Consider the following 17,627-nt stretch of genomic DNA (forward strand, 5'->3'; position numbering starts at 1 on the left):
TCAGTCTTCTTATTTTAAATATATAGAGTGCGCGCTGGGGGGTGGCGAGAATTGGCTTTTGAACTATTAAATATTATAGCGGTCAGCGCTTTTGCATTTAGCGGAGCTATTGTGGCATTAAGCGAGAGATATGATATATTTGGCACGTTTATATTAGGGATCGCTACCGCTTTTGCAGGAGGAATTATAAGGAATATAGCTTTAGATGTTCCAGTGGTTCATGTTTGGGAACAAGGGTATTTTCTTTATGTTGCACTAATCACAATCAGCATCGTTTATTTTTTTCCTAAAGGCTGGGTCATGTTTTGGGACCGCTGGAACATTTACTTAGACGCGATAGGATTATCAGCATTTGCTCTTCAAGGAGCAGCGTTTGCGTTAGATCATGGTTTTCCGTTAGGAGGGGTTATTTTTGCAGCCATCTTAACAGGTGTTGGAGGCGGTGTGACAAGGGATGTACTTGCTCAAAGAAAACCAATGGTCCTTCATCAGGAGATTTATGCTGTTTGGGCAATGTTAGCCGGATTAGTGGCAGGTATCGGAATAGTTAATATTGAAAATGGAGTTCATTACTATACATTATTTTTCCTTATTATAACTTGTCGTGTCACATCTTACCATCTGGGCTGGCACTTAAGGTTTAGGGATTTATATCGAATTTAAAAACCGCGTGTTAACACGCGGTTTTGGTTTAAATGATTATTGGCGGAAAAGGTCTCCCGAAAGGTATCTCTCACCTGTGTCTGGAGCAATTACTATTACGATATCACCAGGTTTCTTCTGTTTTGCAGCTTCAATTCCTGCCCAGCATGCTGCTCCACCGGATGTTCCTAGAAGAAGTCCTTCTTCCCGTGCCAGCCTGCGAGTGATTTCATAGGCATCTTCATCACTGACTTGAAAAATCTCATCATACACATTTTGATTTAAAATGGAAGGAATAAAACCTGGACTTGTCCCGACTAATTTATGTTTACCTGGTTTACCACCTGAAAGTACAGGAGAGCCGGCTGGTTCAGCAACGTGTACAGTCATTTCTTTATAGTATTTCTTTAACTCCTCCGCTGTTCCAGTTACTGTTCCTCCAGTACCTGCTGTAGATACAAAAGCGGATAGAGGCTTACCTAACTCCTTAATTGCTTCCACAATCTCGGAAGCAGTAGTATGGCGATGAGCATCTGGATTAGCTGGATTCTCAAACTGCATTGGCATAAAAGATCCTTCAATTTCTTCTACAAGTTCTTTTGCTTTAGAGATGGCGCCCGGCATTTTATCATCTCCGGGGGTTAAGACGATATCGGCTCCATAAGCCTTCAATAAATTAATACGCTCCTGGGTCATTGTATCGGGCATAACAAGAATCGCCTTGTAACCTCTGGCGGCAGCATTCATAGCAATCCCGATTCCTGTATTCCCGCTGGTGGGCTCGATAATCGTGGATCCTTCTTTTAAATAGCCGTCCTTCTCTGCCTGAATAATCATATTATAAGCTGCACGATCCTTCACACTGCCGCTGGGATTATATTTCTCAAGTTTCAAATAAATATCAGCCCCGCCTTCAGGAGCTAAACGATTTAGTTTAACAAGTGGGGTATCACCTATTAAATCAGCAATATTGTCAACGACACGCATGATGTCACTTCCTTTACAATTTCTATATAAAAATTTTATCATATCGGTTTATTCTCACAGAAATACTCTGCTTAATGACGAGGGGTGTTAATTGCTATTCCGCTTTCTCTTCTAGTAAGTTGTGATCTGTCAATGAATCTGCGATGCTGAAGGATCGCTCCGGAAAGGCGATCTTAAAGGCCAGCTGATTAGCGTTGAGGTTAAAACGGTCGACTTCAATATCAATATTACTTTCGGTCTCCATTTGAGTAACAGCTACGTAGATATTTTCATCATTTGGATTAACGGTCACCCATTCAGGAAATTGATAATTTTCAGCTACAAACTCCATTACTTTTTTATTAGGGAGGGGGAGCTGCCCTAATGAAATGCGTTCTTGCTCAAGCACTAAATCTCCGTTCTCCTGAACCACCGGGGTGAGTTCCACTTTAATAGGAATCGTTTGCTCAAAAGCTCGTATATTTCCAGATAAAGTAACGTTTCTGTCCAGGGAAATGGAATAATCAAATACAGTTTGAGTTGAAAGTTCACTTAAATATTCATTTGCCAGCTGCTCCAAGTTTTCTTTAGTGGAAACTACAGTGAATTCAGCCTCGGAATCCTGCTTTTCACGATCCACATTTACGAGGGTATAGGAGCTGGGGAGAAAAATAAGAGACAGTATCCATACAATAACGGCCACGTTAATAATGGCTAATATAAAAAAAGACGTTTTCCAACGGTTGTTTAAAAACATACGCTTTAGCATAAGTGCATTCCCACCTGTGTTATTCCTCTATTTCGTCTCTAATATATTCTAACACGCGCTCGGCCATTTGTTTATAGCCTTCCTCATTCGGATGAAAGTGGTCTTCTTCCCATAAAAGTTCACTTTCATTATTTTCAAATACGTCTTCAATTGGGATGAAAGAAGCATTTGAATGATCTTCCACGACTTCTTCACTGACATTGTTCCATTCATTCATAATTTGAGACAGGGCAGGAATGTTATCAAAATATTGATTAAAAGGGTTATACAAACCAATTAAATAAATAGAAGCGTCGGGGTTTGCTGATTCTACTCTCGTTAGGATTTCATCAAGGTCTTCACGGTAATTCTCACGAGCTGGAGAAAAATCGTCATAGCTGAGACTTGTAAAGTTATCTTCGATGACCTGGACTACATTATTGGCTCCGATCGTAATAAGAACTAAATCCGCTTCTTCAACAGAAGAAGAAATTTCCTCAGACTCCATACGGGTCAGCAGCTGATCTGTTCGGTCTCCTTTTTTGCCGAAGTTGTCGATTGTAAAATTAGCTGTTTCATCATTATCATTAATGTTGTCTTCAAGGAGTCCTACATAACCGCCGTTTTCTGTCCCATCACCTACTCCTTGAGTAAGTGAATCTCCCATAGCTACAACTTCTAAATCATCACGAACGAAAAGGTTACGTGCACTATCGATCACACCGGAAAAGACCTCGCGCAGTTCTTCGCTAACAGTACCTTCCGCTTCAGGTGAATCTTCCGGCTCAGTTTCTTTCTCTTCTGATTCCTGTTCTTCCCTCGGCTGCTCATCACTTTCCATTTCTTCCTTCTGTGGTTCATTCTCTTTATTAGTTTGGTTGTCGTCGATAGGGTTACTAACAAATGTGAATATAATTAAAATCAAAAAGATGAATGAGCAGATAAGGAGAGCGAGCCATTTAGTTTTTTTCATCTATGATCACACCTGTTATTATTTAATAAGTTATTATATAGTATATGGACATTTGACTAGATCAGGGATAAAAAATACCTTATGACAGCCAATTTATCTTTTCAATTTTATCTGGGTATTTAATCCCTGTAACCTATATTATAGCACTTAAAACTATAAAATAGACATTCGAAGTAAACGGCTTAGAGGTGACGGTATAGCGGCAAGAAAACAAGTCAGGGGGTGTAGATTATGTCGGAGAAGATCAGCATTTCTGTACGAGATTTAATGGAGTATGTCTATCGAAAAGGAAGCATTGACGATCGGTTTCGTTCAAACACTTCAATGCTTGAAGGCACGGCCATTCATCAAGCTGTTCAGAAGGAGTATGAAGAAGATGATGAAAGTGAAGTGTACTTAAAACGAGAATACAAGATGGAAGATATAGAACTTTATATTCACGGCCGCTGCGATGGTCTGTTAAAAACCAATAAAGGAATCGTCATTGATGAGATTAAATCAACAGCTCTGGAACTTGAAGAGATTACAGAGGAAAGTTACCCGGTTTATTGGGCTCAAGCGAAGGGGTATGCTTATATTTATGCGAAAAATGAAGAATTAGACGAGATAAAAGTACAGCTTACCTACGTACAGAAAAGAACGAAAGAAAAGAAACGATTTAAATATGTGTTTACGGCACCACAACTTGATAACTTTATGAAAGAAACAGTAGCAGAATACATGTCGTATGCCAAGGTTCTCTCACACATAAAGAATGAAAAAGAAGAATCTATTCCTCAGTTGACCTTTCCTTTCCCTCACTATCGAAATGGTCAGCGTCATTTAGCCGGTGCGGTGTATCGAACTTCTCAGGAAAAAAGAAACCTGTTTGCACAGGCACCTACAGGTATTGGCAAGACGATCTCAACTCTTTTTCCGGCAATTAAATCGATGGAAGAGGGAGGGCAGGAACGGATCTTTTATTTAACTGCGAAGACTGTTACCAGATTGACAGCAGAAGAAAGCTTGGAATTGATGGAACAAAATGGATTGAAGCTGTGTTCTGTTACCTTAACAGCTAAAGATAAGATTTGTTTTAAAGAAGAAACGATCTGTCAACCGGACTATTGTGAATTTGCTGAAGGTTATTATGATCGAATTAATGGGGCAGTAGTTGATATAGCAAAGAATGAAACCCAGATTACAAGAAGAGTAATAGAAGAATATGCAAGAAAGCACCGTGTTTGTCCTTTTGAGTTCTCGTTAGATTTAACGGACGTGGTGGATGTAGTCATAGGGGACTATAATTATGTCTTTGATCCTCGTGTTGCTTTAAAACGTCTGATGCCAGAGGATAAGAAAAGGACAACTTTATTAATTGATGAAGCTCATAACCTGGTAGAACGGGCCCGGGACATGTATTCGGCCTCTATTGTGCGCAATTCTTTTTGGGAAGTAGAAGAAGAGTGGGCAGAACGAAATGAAAAGTTGTCTCGTTCGGCTCAAGCTGTTCGTAAGGATTTGCACGTATTGAAGAGTGATTTCGAAGCAACTATCGAAGAGATTCCCGGAAGTTTAGAAGAGAACCTGGAACGGTTTATTGACCAGGCCGACTCTTTTTTAAGGGAAGAACATACAGGAGAAGAAGTTGAGAATTTGTTGGATTGCTACTTCGCCAGTCAAAATTTTATAAAAATACTCGACTTATTGGACAGTCATTATAGAATTATAACTTCAAATGAAGGGGTTAAAATATACTGTGTGGATCCTTCTTATTTACTGAGAAAAGTAACAAAATCGTTTAGATCTAGTGTTTTCTTTTCAGCAACTCTGTCTCCATTTGGGTATTACAAAGACATGCTGGGCGGCCAGGAGACCGATTATATTCTTAAGCTTCCATCTCCTTATGACGCGCAACAAATAAAAGTAACAATTGCTCCGCTTTCGACACGTTTTAAAGACAGGGAACAAAATGCCGAGAAACTTGCGTCTTTATTGCACAATCAAGTTAAAAATCAAGAAGGTAACCATTTGTTTTTCTTCCCTTCATACCAGTATATGAACATGGTTTATCAAGCGTTTCGTATTTATTCAGACGTTGATACTGCAGTTCAGGAATTCGGGATGACGGAAGAAAGAAGAGATGATTTTCTGGCACAATTTATTCCGGGTGGATCTTTAGTTGGTTTTGCTGTACTTGGCGGCGTCTTTTCAGAAGGTGTCGATTTGAGAGGAGACCGTTTAAATGGAGTAGCTGTCATCGGGATTGGGTTAGCTCCTCGCAGCTTTGAAAAAGAACTGATAAAAGATTATTTTACCTCACTTGGGAAAAATGGCTACAAATATGCTTATGTTTACCCTGGCATGAATAAGGTGCTTCAGGCCGGTGGAAGATTAATCAGGTCAGAAAAGGACCATGGAGTTATCCAATTGATCGACGACAGATTTCTCCACCAAACTTATCAACAGCTTCTGCCGGAAGAGTGGCAGCAATTTACGATTGAGAAATAAATAATTTCCTGGGAAATAAAATTTAATTATGTCGAAAAGTTGCAATAAACGAGATTTGGACAAAACTGAATAAATCATAAAATAATCCGAACGATTTTGTTGAAATCAGTTCGGATTATTTACGTGTCAAGAAAGGGTTTTACCATCGCTCCGTTTAGTCACTTTTTCGAGAGTACAGTCTCAGCCCCCTTGAAAAAGCAAAGAGCGCTTTCCTTCGGGGGCTTCGTATCGCGTTGTTCCCGAAGGCGTCTTAAGCATTTTGACTAAGCTAATGGTCTGCCTTTATATTTTTCAGCTTTCATTGTTCGTTTTTTGCTGTCATTGTTGGACTTATGGATCAGCCTCGTTTTTTGGTATATGGAATGGTTAGAGAAATTAGAGTTTTACGTCATATATTTTAGGTAATGTTTTAACGGAATAGTCAAAAAATATAGGAGGATAGCATATGGCAGACGAAAAAATAAAAAATAGGTGGCTCATCGCATTAGGAGCTGTTGGAATACATATTTCAATTGGCTCTGTATATGCGTGGAGTAATTTTACCGGTCCATTGGGTGAGGAATTTGGATGGTCCTCACAAGAAGTGCAAATGACATTTAGTATAGCCATTCTGTTTTTAGGGTTATCGGCAGCTTTCTTAGGGTGGTTTGTTGAGAAATATGGACCGCGTGTAGCTGGAATTACAGCAGCAGTTTTCTTTGGTATCGGAGTGTTTGGTTCAGGCTTTGCTGTTCAATTAGAATCCTTATGGGCATTATATTTCTTTTATGGAGTATTAGGAGGAATTGGACTTGGAGTTGGATATATTGCCCCAGTTTCGACTTTAGTAAAATGGTTTCCGGACCGCAGGGGGCTTGCGACAGGTATGGCGATCATGGGTTTTGGATTTGCGGCCGCCGTTGCGAGTCCGGTGATGGACTGGTTAATTGGATCTGTGGGAATCGCAATGACTTTCTTTGTATTAGGGGTTAGTTATTTTGCGATAATGATATTGTCTTCCTTATACCTTTCCCGACCTCCTGAAGGGTGGACGCCAAAAGGGTATAACCCTGACGAAAAAACAGATGTGAAATCACAGGATCTGGCGAATTTACGTGCAAAAGAATCGCTGAAAACGATACGTTTCTATTATTTATGGATTATGCTTTTTATAAATATTACGTGCGGAATTGCGGTAATCTCAGCTGCTAAACCTCTCGCGGAAAATACGGTGGGTATGGGAACTGCCGCGGCAGCCACTCTCGTAGGTGTTATGGGAGTTTTTAATGGGCTCGGCCGCATTGGCTGGGCTTCTGCCTCAGATTATTTAGGAAGGTCTAACACTTATATTATCTTTTTTGTGTTACAAATCCCGTTGTTTATGCTGCTTCCTGTTACCACGTCAGTCACTCTTTTCGTTATCTTTTTCGGAGTGATTTATACATGTTACGGTGGCGGCTTTGCTACACTGCCTGCATTTATAGGAGACTTGTTCGGAACAAAAGAGCTGGGAGCTATTCATGGGTATATACTTACTGCATGGGCAGCAGCTGGTTTGGCGGGACCTCAGTTTGCAGCTATTATGAATGATATGACTGGCAGCTATGCGAACAGCATGATTTACTTTGGAATGTTGTTCATCGTGGCCTTGATTGTTGCCATTTTAACTAAGGTCGATATTCGAAAGAAACAAAAGAAAATGTCCCAATCACAGCCTGGCAGTGAAAATGCATAATGGAATCTTGAACTGGTCCTTCTGGGGCCGGTTTTTGTTTGGCACTCAATAAACTTGTACAATAGAGGTAACATGAATAAGTGGAGGCTTCGGAAATGAGGAGATTAGGATGGATGTGCTTATTATTGCTAGCGGCGTGTCAAACAAATGAAGATAGGTCCCAGCCTGACGAAGAAGGTGAAGTTCCGAATTCGAATAGGGGGATGATTGAGGTGGCTTCAGAGTTAGAAGCTCCCTGGGATATTGAAGAAGATGATGAATTGATCTATATAAGTGAACGCGAAGGTACTATTGCCCGAGTCTCAAGTGATAATCAAATCCAAAGACAACCGGTGGTTACCGACAAGGAAATTTCTCAAATCGGTGAAGGTGGCCTTCTTGGATTAAAGCTGGACCCTGACTTTGAAAACAATCAATTGGCTTATGCCTACCATACTTATGAAGAAGCAGGAGAAATAAAAAACAGAGTTGTACAGTTAAAATATAATGGAGAAGAATGGCACGAGGAGCTAAGTCTTCTTGATGATATTCCCGGGAGTAATTTTCATAACGGAGGAAGAATAGAAATTGGGCCGGACCAGTATTTGTACGTGACAACAGGAGACGCGCAGGATGAGTCTCTTGCTCAGGACGAAGACAGCTTAGCCGGCAAAATTCTAAGAATGGATATGGAAGGGAAAATTCCGGAAGATAATCCATTTGAGAACTCTTATGTTTACAGCTATGGGCATCGCAATCCTCAGGGTATGGATTGGGATCAAGATGAGAATTTATATGCGGCAGAGCATGGACCTACCAACCATGATGAAATAAATAAGATCGAAGCCGGTCATAATTATGGATGGCCTGAAATCGTAGGCGATGAATCCCGCAACGGCATGGAAACCCCCTTTTATCAAACAGGAAATAGCACGTGGGCGCCTTCAGGGCTGGTAGTGACGAATGAGCATATATATGCAGCGGCCTTAAGGGGAGAGGGTTTAATGAAGCTGGATTTGGACGGGAATAATCCCGAGCCCGTTACCGAAGACTTTGGAAGGATACGTGATGTAGAAGTCATAAATGAAGAGCTGTATTTTATTACTAATAATACGGATGGACGAGGCAATCCAGGTGAAGAGGATGACAAGTTAATGCGTTATAAACCATAAATAAGAGCAGGGCCAGTCATAAGCCCTGCTCTTGTTGTTACGTTTCAGAGATATATTTTCCTTGTACAAAAACTAAAATCGTAAAGCTAATAAAGGCGAACAGCAATATTGTACCACCTACTATAAAGAAGATTGTGTTAAAGACACCTAATCCTCCAAAAGGCTGTGTGAAGTAAAGCCACATGCCGACAGTTAAACCAAATACTCCGAAAAAAGAGCTCCAAACGTGAAAAGAAGCAAGCTTTGAAGTCTTTGGTATGGAGAAAACTTTATAAAAAATAGCAAACGAAAATAATGAGAGCCAACCTACTACTAGAATATGCGCGTGGACAGCGCTTAGTTGATAGCCGCCGCCTCCAGCCATATGTGAGCCCATAAAAGCTCCGATCAACGCGTAAATTGCTGAAACTCTGACAAAAAATCGAGTTCGATCCATCGAATGACCTCCGTAACAATTAGTTTCTTCCGTCATTATACAGAAAGTCCCCTTAAAAAAGTAATGATGTATGCAAAATGTCGGAAAAGGTTCATATTTCCTGTTCGGTTGGAATGGTCATATTTTTACTATATGATAATGGAAAGAAGGAAGGGGAGAGACTATGTTTAACAGATTGGAAAGGTTTTCTACATACTTAAAGCATCACTCGATTGACGCGGCGTTTATTAATTCACCGGAAAATGTGTTTTACCTAACTGGATTTCTCACTGATCCTCATGAACGGTTATTAGGGCTGATGGTGTTTCCCGACTCTGACCCTCTTGTTGTTTTGCCTGGAATGGAAGCGGGCCAGCTTAAAGATTCAGGATGGGAATTTGAGGTCATTGGATACGCTGATCATGAAGATCCGTGGGATTTAATGAAAGCCAGCTTAAGAAGCAGAGGGATTTCCACAGTTGGGAGAGCAGGAATTGAGAAGCAAATCCTTACGTATGGGCGTAGTGAATCTTTACTTCATTTATTTAAACAGCCGGAAGTCATTGATGTAGAAGGCGAGTTAAATGAAATGAGAGTGATAAAGGATGAACGTGAAATAAGCATAATGCGTGAAGCTGCTGAACTGGCTGATTCTGGAGTAGAAGCTGGTATGCACGCTTTAAAAGAAGGGGTTACTGAAATGGAAGTGTTAGCTGACATTGAATTTCAGCTGAAGAAAAAAGGTGTAGCTCAAATGTCTTTTTCTACAATGGTTTTATTTGGAGAAAAATCGGGACAGCCTCATGGGAATCCAGGGGAGAGGAAGCTCAAACGAGGAGATTTTGTTTTATTTGATCTTGGGGTGGTGTGGAAGGGCTATACGTCCGACATTACAAGAACATTTGCTTTTCAATCCATATCAGATGATCAGCGAAAAATGTATGAAACTGTCCGCGAAGCATTGCAGGCTTCTCTGACTTTAAGCAAACCAGGAACTCGAATCGGCGATCTCGATCAGGCCGCTAGAGATGTAATTGAAGAAGCTGGTTATGGAGACCTTTTCCCTCACCGGATTGGGCATGGATTAGGCATCAATGTTCATGAATTTCCTTCGATGAGCCATTTAAACGATGGGGTTTTAAAAGAAGGGATGACTTATACCATTGAGCCGGGAATTTATGACCCGCAAGTCGGCGGTGTACGACTGGAAGAAGACGTGCTCGTGACAAAAACCGGTTATGAAACCCTCACCCAAACCCCGACTGAGTTAAAAATTATCGAATAAGACAAACCTGCAGCCCAGTCGGCTGCAGGTTTTTTTACCCATTTTTCAGTTTTTTTCTTTTTTTTCTTGGTACCGGGTACACATGAACAATATTTCTGTACCTGGTACCACACAATTACACAATATACACATGTAAGCCTCTGGTCTTAGTGAAAGATATATCTCTGGCTCATTATGGTTGGCAGGTTTTGTCGGTATGATGAAGGTAAGTTATTGAGAAGGAGGGAAACGTGAAGATGAAGAAATTCTTGTTGTTTCTAGCTGGCCTTGTGGCGCTTGCTGTTTTACTTGCGAATCTGGGACCGATGATCCTGTTGGGAGTGAGTGTCTGGCTGCTTTATATTGTGTGTAAGCAGTTTATGAAGAGCGATTCCACAGCAGCAAAAATTGGCTGGATCATTGTCGGGCTAATTATATTAAGTGTAGCGGTTTCTAATATTTATGCTGTTATCGGTCTGGCTGCAGCTTATGGTATTTATTTAATCGCTAAAAACTGGACAAGCAGTAAAGGTGAGTCTGCGCCAGTAACGGCTTCGAATGATCCATTTACGAACTTCGAAAAACAATGGTCTGAATTACACAATTCTTAAAGGAGAGATCAACAATGGCTAACTTATTTACACGTTTAAAAGACACCATTTCTGCTGATTTTCATGATGCATTGGATCAAAAGGAGAAGAAAAATCCGATCGCAATGTTGAATCAGTATTTAAGGGAAAGTGAAAAAGAAACAGAAAAAGTACGTAAGCTTGTCGAACGTCAGTATCGTTTAAAGGACGAATTTGCGAGGGAGTATCAGCGTGCAGAGGATATGGCCGGGAAAAGGAAACATCAAGCTGAAATTGCACAAAATGCCGGCGAGGAGGCGATGGTGGAATTTGCTGTTAAAGAACAGCAGGAATATGAAGCCAGGGCTGAACGTCTAAAACAATCCCGCTTAGAAGCTATGGAACAGCTGGAAGTACTGGAACAAAAGTATGAAGAAATGAAACACAAGTTGAAAGACATGCATCTTAAGCGCATGGATCTGATGGGGAGAGAGAATATTGCAAGGGCTCATCATCGAATGAATCAGGTGATTGAAGATACAGCGGACAAGCCTTATTCAAGGTTTTCAGAAATGGACCGTTATATTGAAGATTTGGAATACAAAGTGAACAGCTCCTATTACCGAAATACGTTTGACAGTAAGGTGGCGCAGTTGGAGAAGGATATGAAGGATAAGGAGAATATTCCAGCTCAATCATAATCATGATATGATAGGAGGCGCAGAGAACTGCGCCTTTTTACATAATAAAAAAACCGGCTAAAAGGGGGGAATCGCTATGCTGAAAAGAATGTCTACAGATACCGTTAACATTATACTGCTGATTGGAGCGGTTCTCCTCGTTATGGAAGTTGTTTTCTTCAATGGCGGGTTGATTTTTTCGGTGGCGTTCTCAAGCGTTCTTATTTATTTAGGGTGGAGAAGATACAACAGACTTTGGGCAAAGATTATCTTCTGGATTGGGGCTGCCAGCTTATTCATTACGGTGATTAATATGATGGCTGTTCGGTTTCTGATCGTTGCTGCTCTAGTTATGCTGATCCTCCATTATTACCGTTCCAAAGATGACCCTGCGCGTATCGAACCTGTGGTTTTTGAGGATGTGGAACTCAACAGCAGCGAGCCGGTTCTCAAGCAGAAATTCTTTGGAAATGAAGCCACCCCCGATCGTGCGTATAAATGGTATGACATTAATATCCATGGAGGGTTTGGAGAACGGATTGTGGATTTAAGCAATACGGTACTGCCGAATGATGAAGCTGTTATTTCCATCAGGCATTTTGTGGGCAGTCTCTATATTTATGTTCCTTACGAAGTGGAAGTCTCCGTTCAACACAGTGCAGTATTAGGACGGGCCACCATTTTTCAATATAGAAATACAAAGTTGATGAATCAGACGATTAGTTATCAAACACCGAATTATTCAACTCGTAAACCTCGAGTGAAAATTGTGACCTCAATTGGTTCTGGAAATATTGAGGTGAAGAGAATATGAGCACGTGGAAAAGACAGCTGACCATAAGTGTGCTTATGTGTGTAATATTAGCTTGTGTGATTTTGAGTATGACATTGATCGCATTTCCACTGCAAAACTGGGGCGAACTGTGGACAACGAAGGTGATTGATCTGCCTTATGTCGTGTTTGTCTTTCTACTCGCTGTATCGATAGGCTTGTTTATTGGCGGAGGTCAGGCTTGGTTTACACGGCGGAAAATGAATTATATTGAGCATCAGCTGGAAGAGATTTCAAAAGGTCAATCGTTACTATATGAATTTGAACAGCATAAAGAGCTTTCTATTATTGAAGAAAAAATGAAGAAAATCGAGGATAAATTTTCATCTCAGGCAGAAATGGCTCAGCGCCTTGCTTCGGAACGCGCTCAGGAAAGAGAGAAGAGCCTGCAGGAAGTCGTTATTCAAGAAAGAAACCGATTAGCGAGAGAGCTGCATGATTCAGTTAGTCAGCAGCTTTTCGCAGCGTCTATGCTCATGTCTGCGGTCAATGAAAACCGTTCATTGGAAGAAGAAGCCGAGCTTAAACAGCAGCTGGCTATGGTCGAAAATATGATTCATCAATCTCAGCTCGAAATGAGAGCACTTCTGCTTCATTTACGACCTGTAGCATTAAAAGGAAAATCGTTATCAGAAGGGTCGGAAGAACTGCTGGCCGAGCTTACGCAAAAGGTACCTATGAAAGTGGATTGGACAGTGGAGCCGCTTTCTCTTGATAAGGGAATTGAAGATCAATTGTTCCGAATTCTTCAAGAAGCTGTATCCAACACCCTTCGCCACGCCAAAGCAGATGCTCTCCATGTTATGCTGATCGAACGAGATCTTCATATTATACTTCGCGTGGTGGATGACGGTGTAGGTTTCGACATCGAAGATTCCAAAACGAGTTCGTATGGATTGCAGAACATGAAGGAAAGAGCGATTGAAATTGGAGGTACACTCAAAGTAATAAGTCTCGAGGGTGAGGGTACGAGACTTGAGGTGAAGGTTCCTATTTTAACTAAAGGAGAGGAAATAAATTGATCAAAGTACTTTTTGCTGATGATCATGAAATGGTGCGGATTGGCGTATCTGCTTATCTTTCGTCTCAGGACGATATCGATGTCATCGCAGAGGCTGATGATGGGGCAGAAGCGGTTGAATTAGCATTAAAACACCGACCGGACATCATATTAATGGATCTCGTTATGAAAGAAATGGATGGAATAGAAGCTACCAAGCAGATTGTTGAGCAGTGGGATGAAGCAAAGATTATCATTGTGACAAGTTTTCTTGATGATGAAAAGGTATATCCTGCTCTTGAAGCCGGAGCCACGAGTTATATGCTGAAAACGTCGAAAGCTGAAGAAATTGCAAAAGCCATTCGTGAAACCTATAAAGGGCAGTCGATTCTGGAACCGGAAGTAACAGGTAAGATCATGAATAAAATGCGCACACCTCAAAACACCCCCCTTCACGAACAGTTGACAGCCCGGGAAAAAGAAATTTTAATGCTAATGGCAGAGGGGAAAACGAATCAGGAAATCTCGAACGAACTATACATTGCGCTTAAAACCGTAAAAGTTCACGTAAGCAATGTTTTAGGAAAGTTAGATGTCCAGGATCGTACTCAGGCAGTTATATATGCTTTCAAACATGATTTAATTGAATAAGGAAATCATGGCTGGATGCTTTCCGGGAGTGAAGAAGTCATTCGCCATTCGAGTGAAACCTAAATCAGCCTGCAAAAATATAAAAAGTGGTCTCCGTTATGCTTCATTCACGAATACCATTTTCTTGGAATCTAAACTATTTATGTACTACTGCCTAATCACAAGGATACCCCTGACGGTTATAAGTATTCTTTATAAAAAATCAAGTGGCCCCCGCCAGCAAGAACCTTGTGTGCGGGGGCCACTCTTATTTTTGTTTACCAGGTTATTGTCTCATCTTTATTTTTCCAACATGACAAACAGCAGGCCCAAAAACAGCACAATGTAGAATATTACCAGCTTCAAATAAAGTTTACGCATGCACTCACCTTCTCTAAGATGCTTCGGGACATAAACCTACTTCATCCTATGTTGGAAAAGGTTGTTCGATGAATCGAGCGCTTGTTTTCTTTAATTTAGGGAATAACAATAAGGAGAGGTGATAGCTATGAATTGGGATAACCCCTTATCTAATAAACTCTGCTGGTCTGGTGAAATAAAACAGAAAGCAGAAAAGGAAATATTAGCAGAAACCTTAAGCAATAAAGCTTCAAACGGCGATGTCATTGGGGCAGGTTCAGGATCTACTTCCCTTTTGGCGCTTGCTGCCATTGGCCGTCGGGTGAAAAATGAGTCTCTCAAAGTGGCTGCGATTCCTACTTCCCGAGAAGCTGAATTAAATTGCCGCTATTATGGACTTCGAGTGACCTCCCTTTTATCAGCTCGGCCTGATTGGGGATTTGATGGTGCAGATGAAGTGGATCCACAGCACAATTTGATAAAAGGGCGTGGGGGAGCGCTGTTTATGGAGAAGCTGGTGATGGCAAGCTCTCCAAAGACTTACATTTTAGCAGATGAACATAAGCTCGTAAGAAACCTGGGTGAAAAACATGCTGTACCGGTAGAAATTGACCCAAGAGCCCTTCATCTTGCAGAGACAAGGTTACAACAGGAATTTAACACAACAGCTTCTTCGTTAAGAATGGCGGAATCAAAAGACGGTCCAGTCATTACAGAAGCGGGAAATTTTATACTTGACGTTACCTTTAAAAACATTACTCACTCCATGGAAAAGGAGATAAAAGGGATTCCAGGAGTCATAGAAACAGGATTGTTCTTTGGTTATTCTGTGGAAATTTTAACTTCGTAAGCCCATTTATTCAATAATCATTGGTATGTTTTCATACTTTTTCTATAATAGTAATATATCCTTCCATCACAAAGGGGAATCACTATGGGACTTCCAGCAAGCCTGACGTACCACGATGAACGTTACCCGTATATTATTCTTACTCCAATTGGGAAGAAAAATAAGCAAATCCGTTCGATTGGCCACAAATTTGAAAGGGGTATTCTTTCAAGAGTAAACGAGGCCATTTCTGAGTATGTGGCTGAACAAAACATTAATATTAAACAGATTCAATCATTTCTAAATATAGAAGGGGAGGCTGTACTGCCAGTTTCATTCTTAAAGGATGATACGCTCCATCCTCATTTGTTAAAGCCGGAATTCTTCCTGTGGAAAAAGCATTCCGCTGAACACGGTTTACCTATTAAGGCAGAGTATAGATATGAAACCGACTTTACGAGGCTGTCTGCTGAGCAGCTGGACCGCCATATTCGTCAAGTCATTGATGACTATATGTTTGTAGCTGCTGTTAGTTTACAATCAAGGGGAGAATGGCTGAATAAAATTATAAACAGCTTTCATAAACATCCGATTGTGGCACTGATGCATGAAAAGAAAGAGACGATATCTTCGATTGAGACAATGAATCAGTCGGCTTTACTTTCATTATTGAAATATCCAGAAGACGTCGCTTCCTGGCGCAATCGTGCAGATATTGTGATGCGGCCTTTCAGGATGCTTCCTGAACAATGGACGATGGATAAAAGCAGCTGTTGTCCGCATGAAAAAGATCTTTATTTTATCTCCAACCAATCGATGATCCACTGTGTGTGTGACGCGTGTGATTTTAGGGTTTTCTACTTTACTTCAGGGGAAGAGATTCTTTTAGAGGAACAGTTCGATCCGGCATTGGCTCGAAAGCGTGTAGACACCCTCCACCGTAAATTTAACAAAGTAGCTGATCAAAACACGGAATTACTGCATCAAATACGCCAGCTTTCTTTTCTTAAAGAACGATTTCAGCCTTTTGTTCCTAAATTTGAAGAGGCATTGCAGCTGGCAGGACAGATTGAACGATATCAGGTTGACGAGCCATTGGTAGAGTCGTACCCTCTTCTGGTTATGTATAAAAAATTGTCCGACTCTAGATTACCAATCGGTTCATTTGAATCCAACCTTATTTGGCTTTCCAACGTAGAGCTGGCTGAGGTAGCCATGGTCAAAAGAGTTGATGGATGGCTGAAGACCCTTCCGGATGACATTGATCATGCTTTAAATCAGTTGATACAGCAGTTAAAGGAACTGCTGAAAGAAGTGACTTATCAGGATGATGATATTATTATCACCATTAAAGGAAGGTCATTGGATTATCATTCTGTGCAGCATGTGCTGGACCTTATCCATTACTATGGAACAGACTATCCGGCACACACACTGGTCCAGGTTCTGGCAGGTAAGTCTACAAACAAACTGCGCAGACTTAAGCTTCATGAGACGAGATGGTTTGGGCTGCTGGAGGAGTGGCCGGAAAAACACATTCAGCGATTATTTAATCAACTTGAGAAAAAAGGATGGCTTATGAAACAGCAAAAAGGATATTCCATTAGTCAATTTGCAGAAGAAGTCATGTAAGAAAAAGATTATTTCCTTCAGAGCTTTTAAAACGAGCTCTGTCTTACATAGAGATAGACTATGAGTATAATCAAGGAGGACTTCATAATGAAATCAATCTTTCACCGTGCGCTTGGTGAAAAATTCAACCACCTGCATCCACAACTGCAAAAAAAGTTCGGCTTGACCAGTAACCAAAAAGTGATGATCCTGGGTCAGGGAAGAATGACTGAAATTCGCGGCACCCCTGTATGGATGCGGCCTTTTTTAAACTTAGGGGCACGTGACCATTTAATTTTTGCGGAGAGGGGGAAGGATGTCCCCTTTACACTTGAAAATTATGCTTATGTTGATGACGAGGACCGGGAAGCTATAAGTTATGTGCGCCGGTTCTTTTTTCCGTATGCCATTAGAGGATTCGATGCAGCTATGCATTACGATGAAGAGCAGGATGCTATAGTGGATAGTTTAGGTAAGTCTGGTTCTGTGGTTACTGTCCTTGATGCTGAAGTAACTAAAGAAGGGGGGCTTCTGTTACAATCAAGGGAGGTTAACGTAAAGAATACTTGGAAAATGACAGAGCTGACTACTTCGTTATATGAGCATTATGATGAGAAAGAAGAGGCATTCAGGGTCCACGTTCATGTAGATCATCCATGCCTGGGAACGTTAATTATGTACGAAGGGCTTGTTCATACAGAGTTCCTGCCTATAACCAACTCCCACATACCAGAACGGGGGATATTATCCTGA

Annotated in this window: 17 protein-coding genes; 13 read left to right on the forward strand and 4 right to left on the reverse strand. The window is 41.0% G+C overall.

What is annotated here, in order from left to right:
- Positions 1-51 precede the first annotated feature (51 nt).
- Positions 52-663 (forward strand): trimeric intracellular cation channel family protein, encoded by a 612-nt coding sequence (locus C1A12_RS02385; protein ID WP_101842250.1) that lies wholly within the window; start codon positions 52-54, stop codon positions 661-663.
- Positions 664-699: 36 nt separating this feature from the next.
- On the opposite strand, the gene cysK is transcribed toward C1A12_RS02385, so the two are convergent.
- The 3 genes from cysK to C1A12_RS02400 form a co-directional block, all read right to left on the reverse strand.
- A complete protein-coding gene (cysK, locus tag C1A12_RS02390) occupies positions 700-1,629 on the reverse strand; it encodes a cysteine synthase A (RefSeq protein ID WP_101842251.1) in 930 nt (309 codons plus the stop codon).
- A 94-nt stretch (positions 1,630-1,723) separates the two neighbouring features.
- Positions 1,724-2,377, reverse strand: a complete 654-nt coding sequence (locus tag C1A12_RS02395) for a YpmS family protein (protein WP_101842252.1) — start codon at positions 2,375-2,377, stop codon at positions 1,724-1,726.
- A gap of 19 nt (positions 2,378-2,396) precedes the next feature.
- Positions 2,397-3,329: an SGNH/GDSL hydrolase family protein gene (locus C1A12_RS02400; RefSeq protein WP_101842253.1), complete on the reverse strand. Its 933-nt coding sequence runs from the start codon at positions 3,327-3,329 to the stop codon at positions 2,397-2,399.
- Between the two features lie 231 nt (positions 3,330-3,560).
- Here C1A12_RS02400 and C1A12_RS02405 point away from each other — a divergent pair, with 231 nt between their 5' ends.
- The 3 genes from C1A12_RS02405 to C1A12_RS02415 all read left to right on the forward strand — a co-directional run bounded on the left by C1A12_RS02405 (position 3,561) and on the right by C1A12_RS02415 (position 8,684).
- On the forward strand, positions 3,561-5,819 hold the full coding sequence (locus tag C1A12_RS02405; RefSeq protein ID WP_101842254.1) for an ATP-dependent DNA helicase: 2,259 nt from the start codon (positions 3,561-3,563) through the stop codon (positions 5,817-5,819).
- A gap of 460 nt (positions 5,820-6,279) precedes the next feature.
- On the forward strand, positions 6,280-7,533 hold the full coding sequence (locus C1A12_RS02410; protein WP_101843258.1) for an OFA family MFS transporter: 1,254 nt from the start codon (positions 6,280-6,282) through the stop codon (positions 7,531-7,533).
- Between the two features lie 95 nt (positions 7,534-7,628).
- Entirely contained in the window at positions 7,629-8,684 is a 1,056-nt protein-coding gene (locus C1A12_RS02415) for a sorbosone dehydrogenase family protein (RefSeq protein ID WP_101842255.1), read from the forward strand.
- Positions 8,685-8,721: 37 nt separating this feature from the next.
- On the opposite strand, the gene C1A12_RS02420 is transcribed toward C1A12_RS02415, so the two are convergent.
- The gene (locus C1A12_RS02420) at positions 8,722-9,120 is read right to left on the reverse strand and encodes a hypothetical protein (RefSeq protein ID WP_101843259.1); all 399 of its coding nucleotides are present in this window, start codon (positions 9,118-9,120) and stop codon (positions 8,722-8,724) included.
- 163 nt (positions 9,121-9,283) lie between these two features.
- Here C1A12_RS02420 and C1A12_RS02425 point away from each other — a divergent pair, with 163 nt between their 5' ends.
- The 9 genes from C1A12_RS02425 to C1A12_RS02465 all read left to right on the forward strand — a co-directional run bounded on the left by C1A12_RS02425 (position 9,284) and on the right by C1A12_RS02465 (position 17,627).
- Positions 9,284-10,384: a Xaa-Pro peptidase family protein gene (locus tag C1A12_RS02425; protein ID WP_101842256.1), complete on the forward strand. Its 1,101-nt coding sequence runs from the start codon at positions 9,284-9,286 to the stop codon at positions 10,382-10,384.
- Between the two features lie 236 nt (positions 10,385-10,620).
- Entirely contained in the window at positions 10,621-10,974 is a 354-nt protein-coding gene (locus tag C1A12_RS02430; RefSeq protein WP_101842257.1) for a flagellar basal body rod protein, read from the forward strand.
- Positions 10,975-10,988: 14 nt separating this feature from the next.
- Positions 10,989-11,633: a PspA/IM30 family protein gene (locus C1A12_RS02435; RefSeq protein ID WP_101842258.1), complete on the forward strand. Its 645-nt coding sequence runs from the start codon at positions 10,989-10,991 to the stop codon at positions 11,631-11,633.
- A 76-nt stretch (positions 11,634-11,709) separates the two neighbouring features.
- On the forward strand, positions 11,710-12,426 hold the full coding sequence (gene liaF / locus C1A12_RS02440) for a cell wall-active antibiotics response protein LiaF (RefSeq protein ID WP_101842259.1): 717 nt from the start codon (positions 11,710-11,712) through the stop codon (positions 12,424-12,426).
- Positions 12,423-13,466, forward strand: coding sequence for a sensor histidine kinase (locus C1A12_RS02445; RefSeq protein ID WP_101842260.1), 1,044 nt, complete (start codon positions 12,423-12,425; stop codon positions 13,464-13,466). Before liaF ends, C1A12_RS02445 begins: the two co-directional genes overlap by 4 nt.
- Positions 13,463-14,095: a response regulator transcription factor gene (locus C1A12_RS02450; protein WP_101842261.1), complete on the forward strand. Its 633-nt coding sequence runs from the start codon at positions 13,463-13,465 to the stop codon at positions 14,093-14,095. Before C1A12_RS02445 ends, C1A12_RS02450 begins: the two co-directional genes overlap by 4 nt.
- A 487-nt stretch (positions 14,096-14,582) precedes the next feature.
- Positions 14,583-15,284, forward strand: coding sequence for a ribose 5-phosphate isomerase A (gene rpiA / locus C1A12_RS02455; RefSeq protein WP_101842262.1), 702 nt, complete (start codon positions 14,583-14,585; stop codon positions 15,282-15,284).
- 84 nt (positions 15,285-15,368) lie between these two features.
- On the forward strand, positions 15,369-16,895 hold the full coding sequence (locus C1A12_RS02460) for an RQC-minor-2 family DNA-binding protein (RefSeq protein ID WP_101842263.1): 1,527 nt from the start codon (positions 15,369-15,371) through the stop codon (positions 16,893-16,895).
- Between the two features lie 87 nt (positions 16,896-16,982).
- Complete coding sequence (locus C1A12_RS02465; protein WP_101842264.1) at positions 16,983-17,627, forward strand: DUF4166 domain-containing protein; 645 nt, start codon at positions 16,983-16,985, stop codon at positions 17,625-17,627.

This window comes from Halobacillus sp. Marseille-P3879, from assembly GCF_900240285.1.
Taxonomy (GTDB): Bacteria; Bacillota; Bacilli; order Bacillales; family Halobacillaceae; genus Halobacillus_A.

What these genes read in the sequence shown, in the direction of transcription:
- C1A12_RS02425 (WP_101842256.1), top strand. Translation starts at nt 9,284, where the DNA reads ATGTTTAACAGATTGGAAAGGTTTTCTACATACTTAAAGCATCACTCG.
- cysK (WP_101842251.1), bottom strand. Translation starts at nt 1,629, where the DNA reads ATGCGTGTCGTTGACAATATTGCTGATTTAATAGGTGATACCCCACTT.
- C1A12_RS02405 (WP_101842254.1), top strand. Translation starts at nt 3,561, where the DNA reads ATGTCGGAGAAGATCAGCATTTCTGTACGAGATTTAATGGAGTATGTC.
- rpiA (WP_101842262.1), top strand. Translation starts at nt 14,583, where the DNA reads ATGAATTGGGATAACCCCTTATCTAATAAACTCTGCTGGTCTGGTGAA.
- C1A12_RS02420 (WP_101843259.1), bottom strand. Translation starts at nt 9,120, where the DNA reads ATGGATCGAACTCGATTTTTTGTCAGAGTTTCAGCAATTTACGCGTTG.
- liaF (WP_101842259.1), top strand. Translation starts at nt 11,710, where the DNA reads ATGCTGAAAAGAATGTCTACAGATACCGTTAACATTATACTGCTGATT.
- C1A12_RS02465 (WP_101842264.1), top strand. Translation starts at nt 16,983, where the DNA reads ATGAAATCAATCTTTCACCGTGCGCTTGGTGAAAAATTCAACCACCTG.
- C1A12_RS02415 (WP_101842255.1), top strand. Translation starts at nt 7,629, where the DNA reads ATGAGGAGATTAGGATGGATGTGCTTATTATTGCTAGCGGCGTGTCAA.
- C1A12_RS02435 (WP_101842258.1), top strand. Translation starts at nt 10,989, where the DNA reads ATGGCTAACTTATTTACACGTTTAAAAGACACCATTTCTGCTGATTTT.
- C1A12_RS02430 (WP_101842257.1), top strand. Translation starts at nt 10,621, where the DNA reads ATGAAGAAATTCTTGTTGTTTCTAGCTGGCCTTGTGGCGCTTGCTGTT.
- C1A12_RS02400 (WP_101842253.1), bottom strand. Translation starts at nt 3,329, where the DNA reads ATGAAAAAAACTAAATGGCTCGCTCTCCTTATCTGCTCATTCATCTTT.
- C1A12_RS02395 (WP_101842252.1), bottom strand. Translation starts at nt 2,377, where the DNA reads ATGCTAAAGCGTATGTTTTTAAACAACCGTTGGAAAACGTCTTTTTTT.
- C1A12_RS02460 (WP_101842263.1), top strand. Translation starts at nt 15,369, where the DNA reads ATGGGACTTCCAGCAAGCCTGACGTACCACGATGAACGTTACCCGTAT.
- C1A12_RS02445 (WP_101842260.1), top strand. Translation starts at nt 12,423, where the DNA reads ATGAGCACGTGGAAAAGACAGCTGACCATAAGTGTGCTTATGTGTGTA.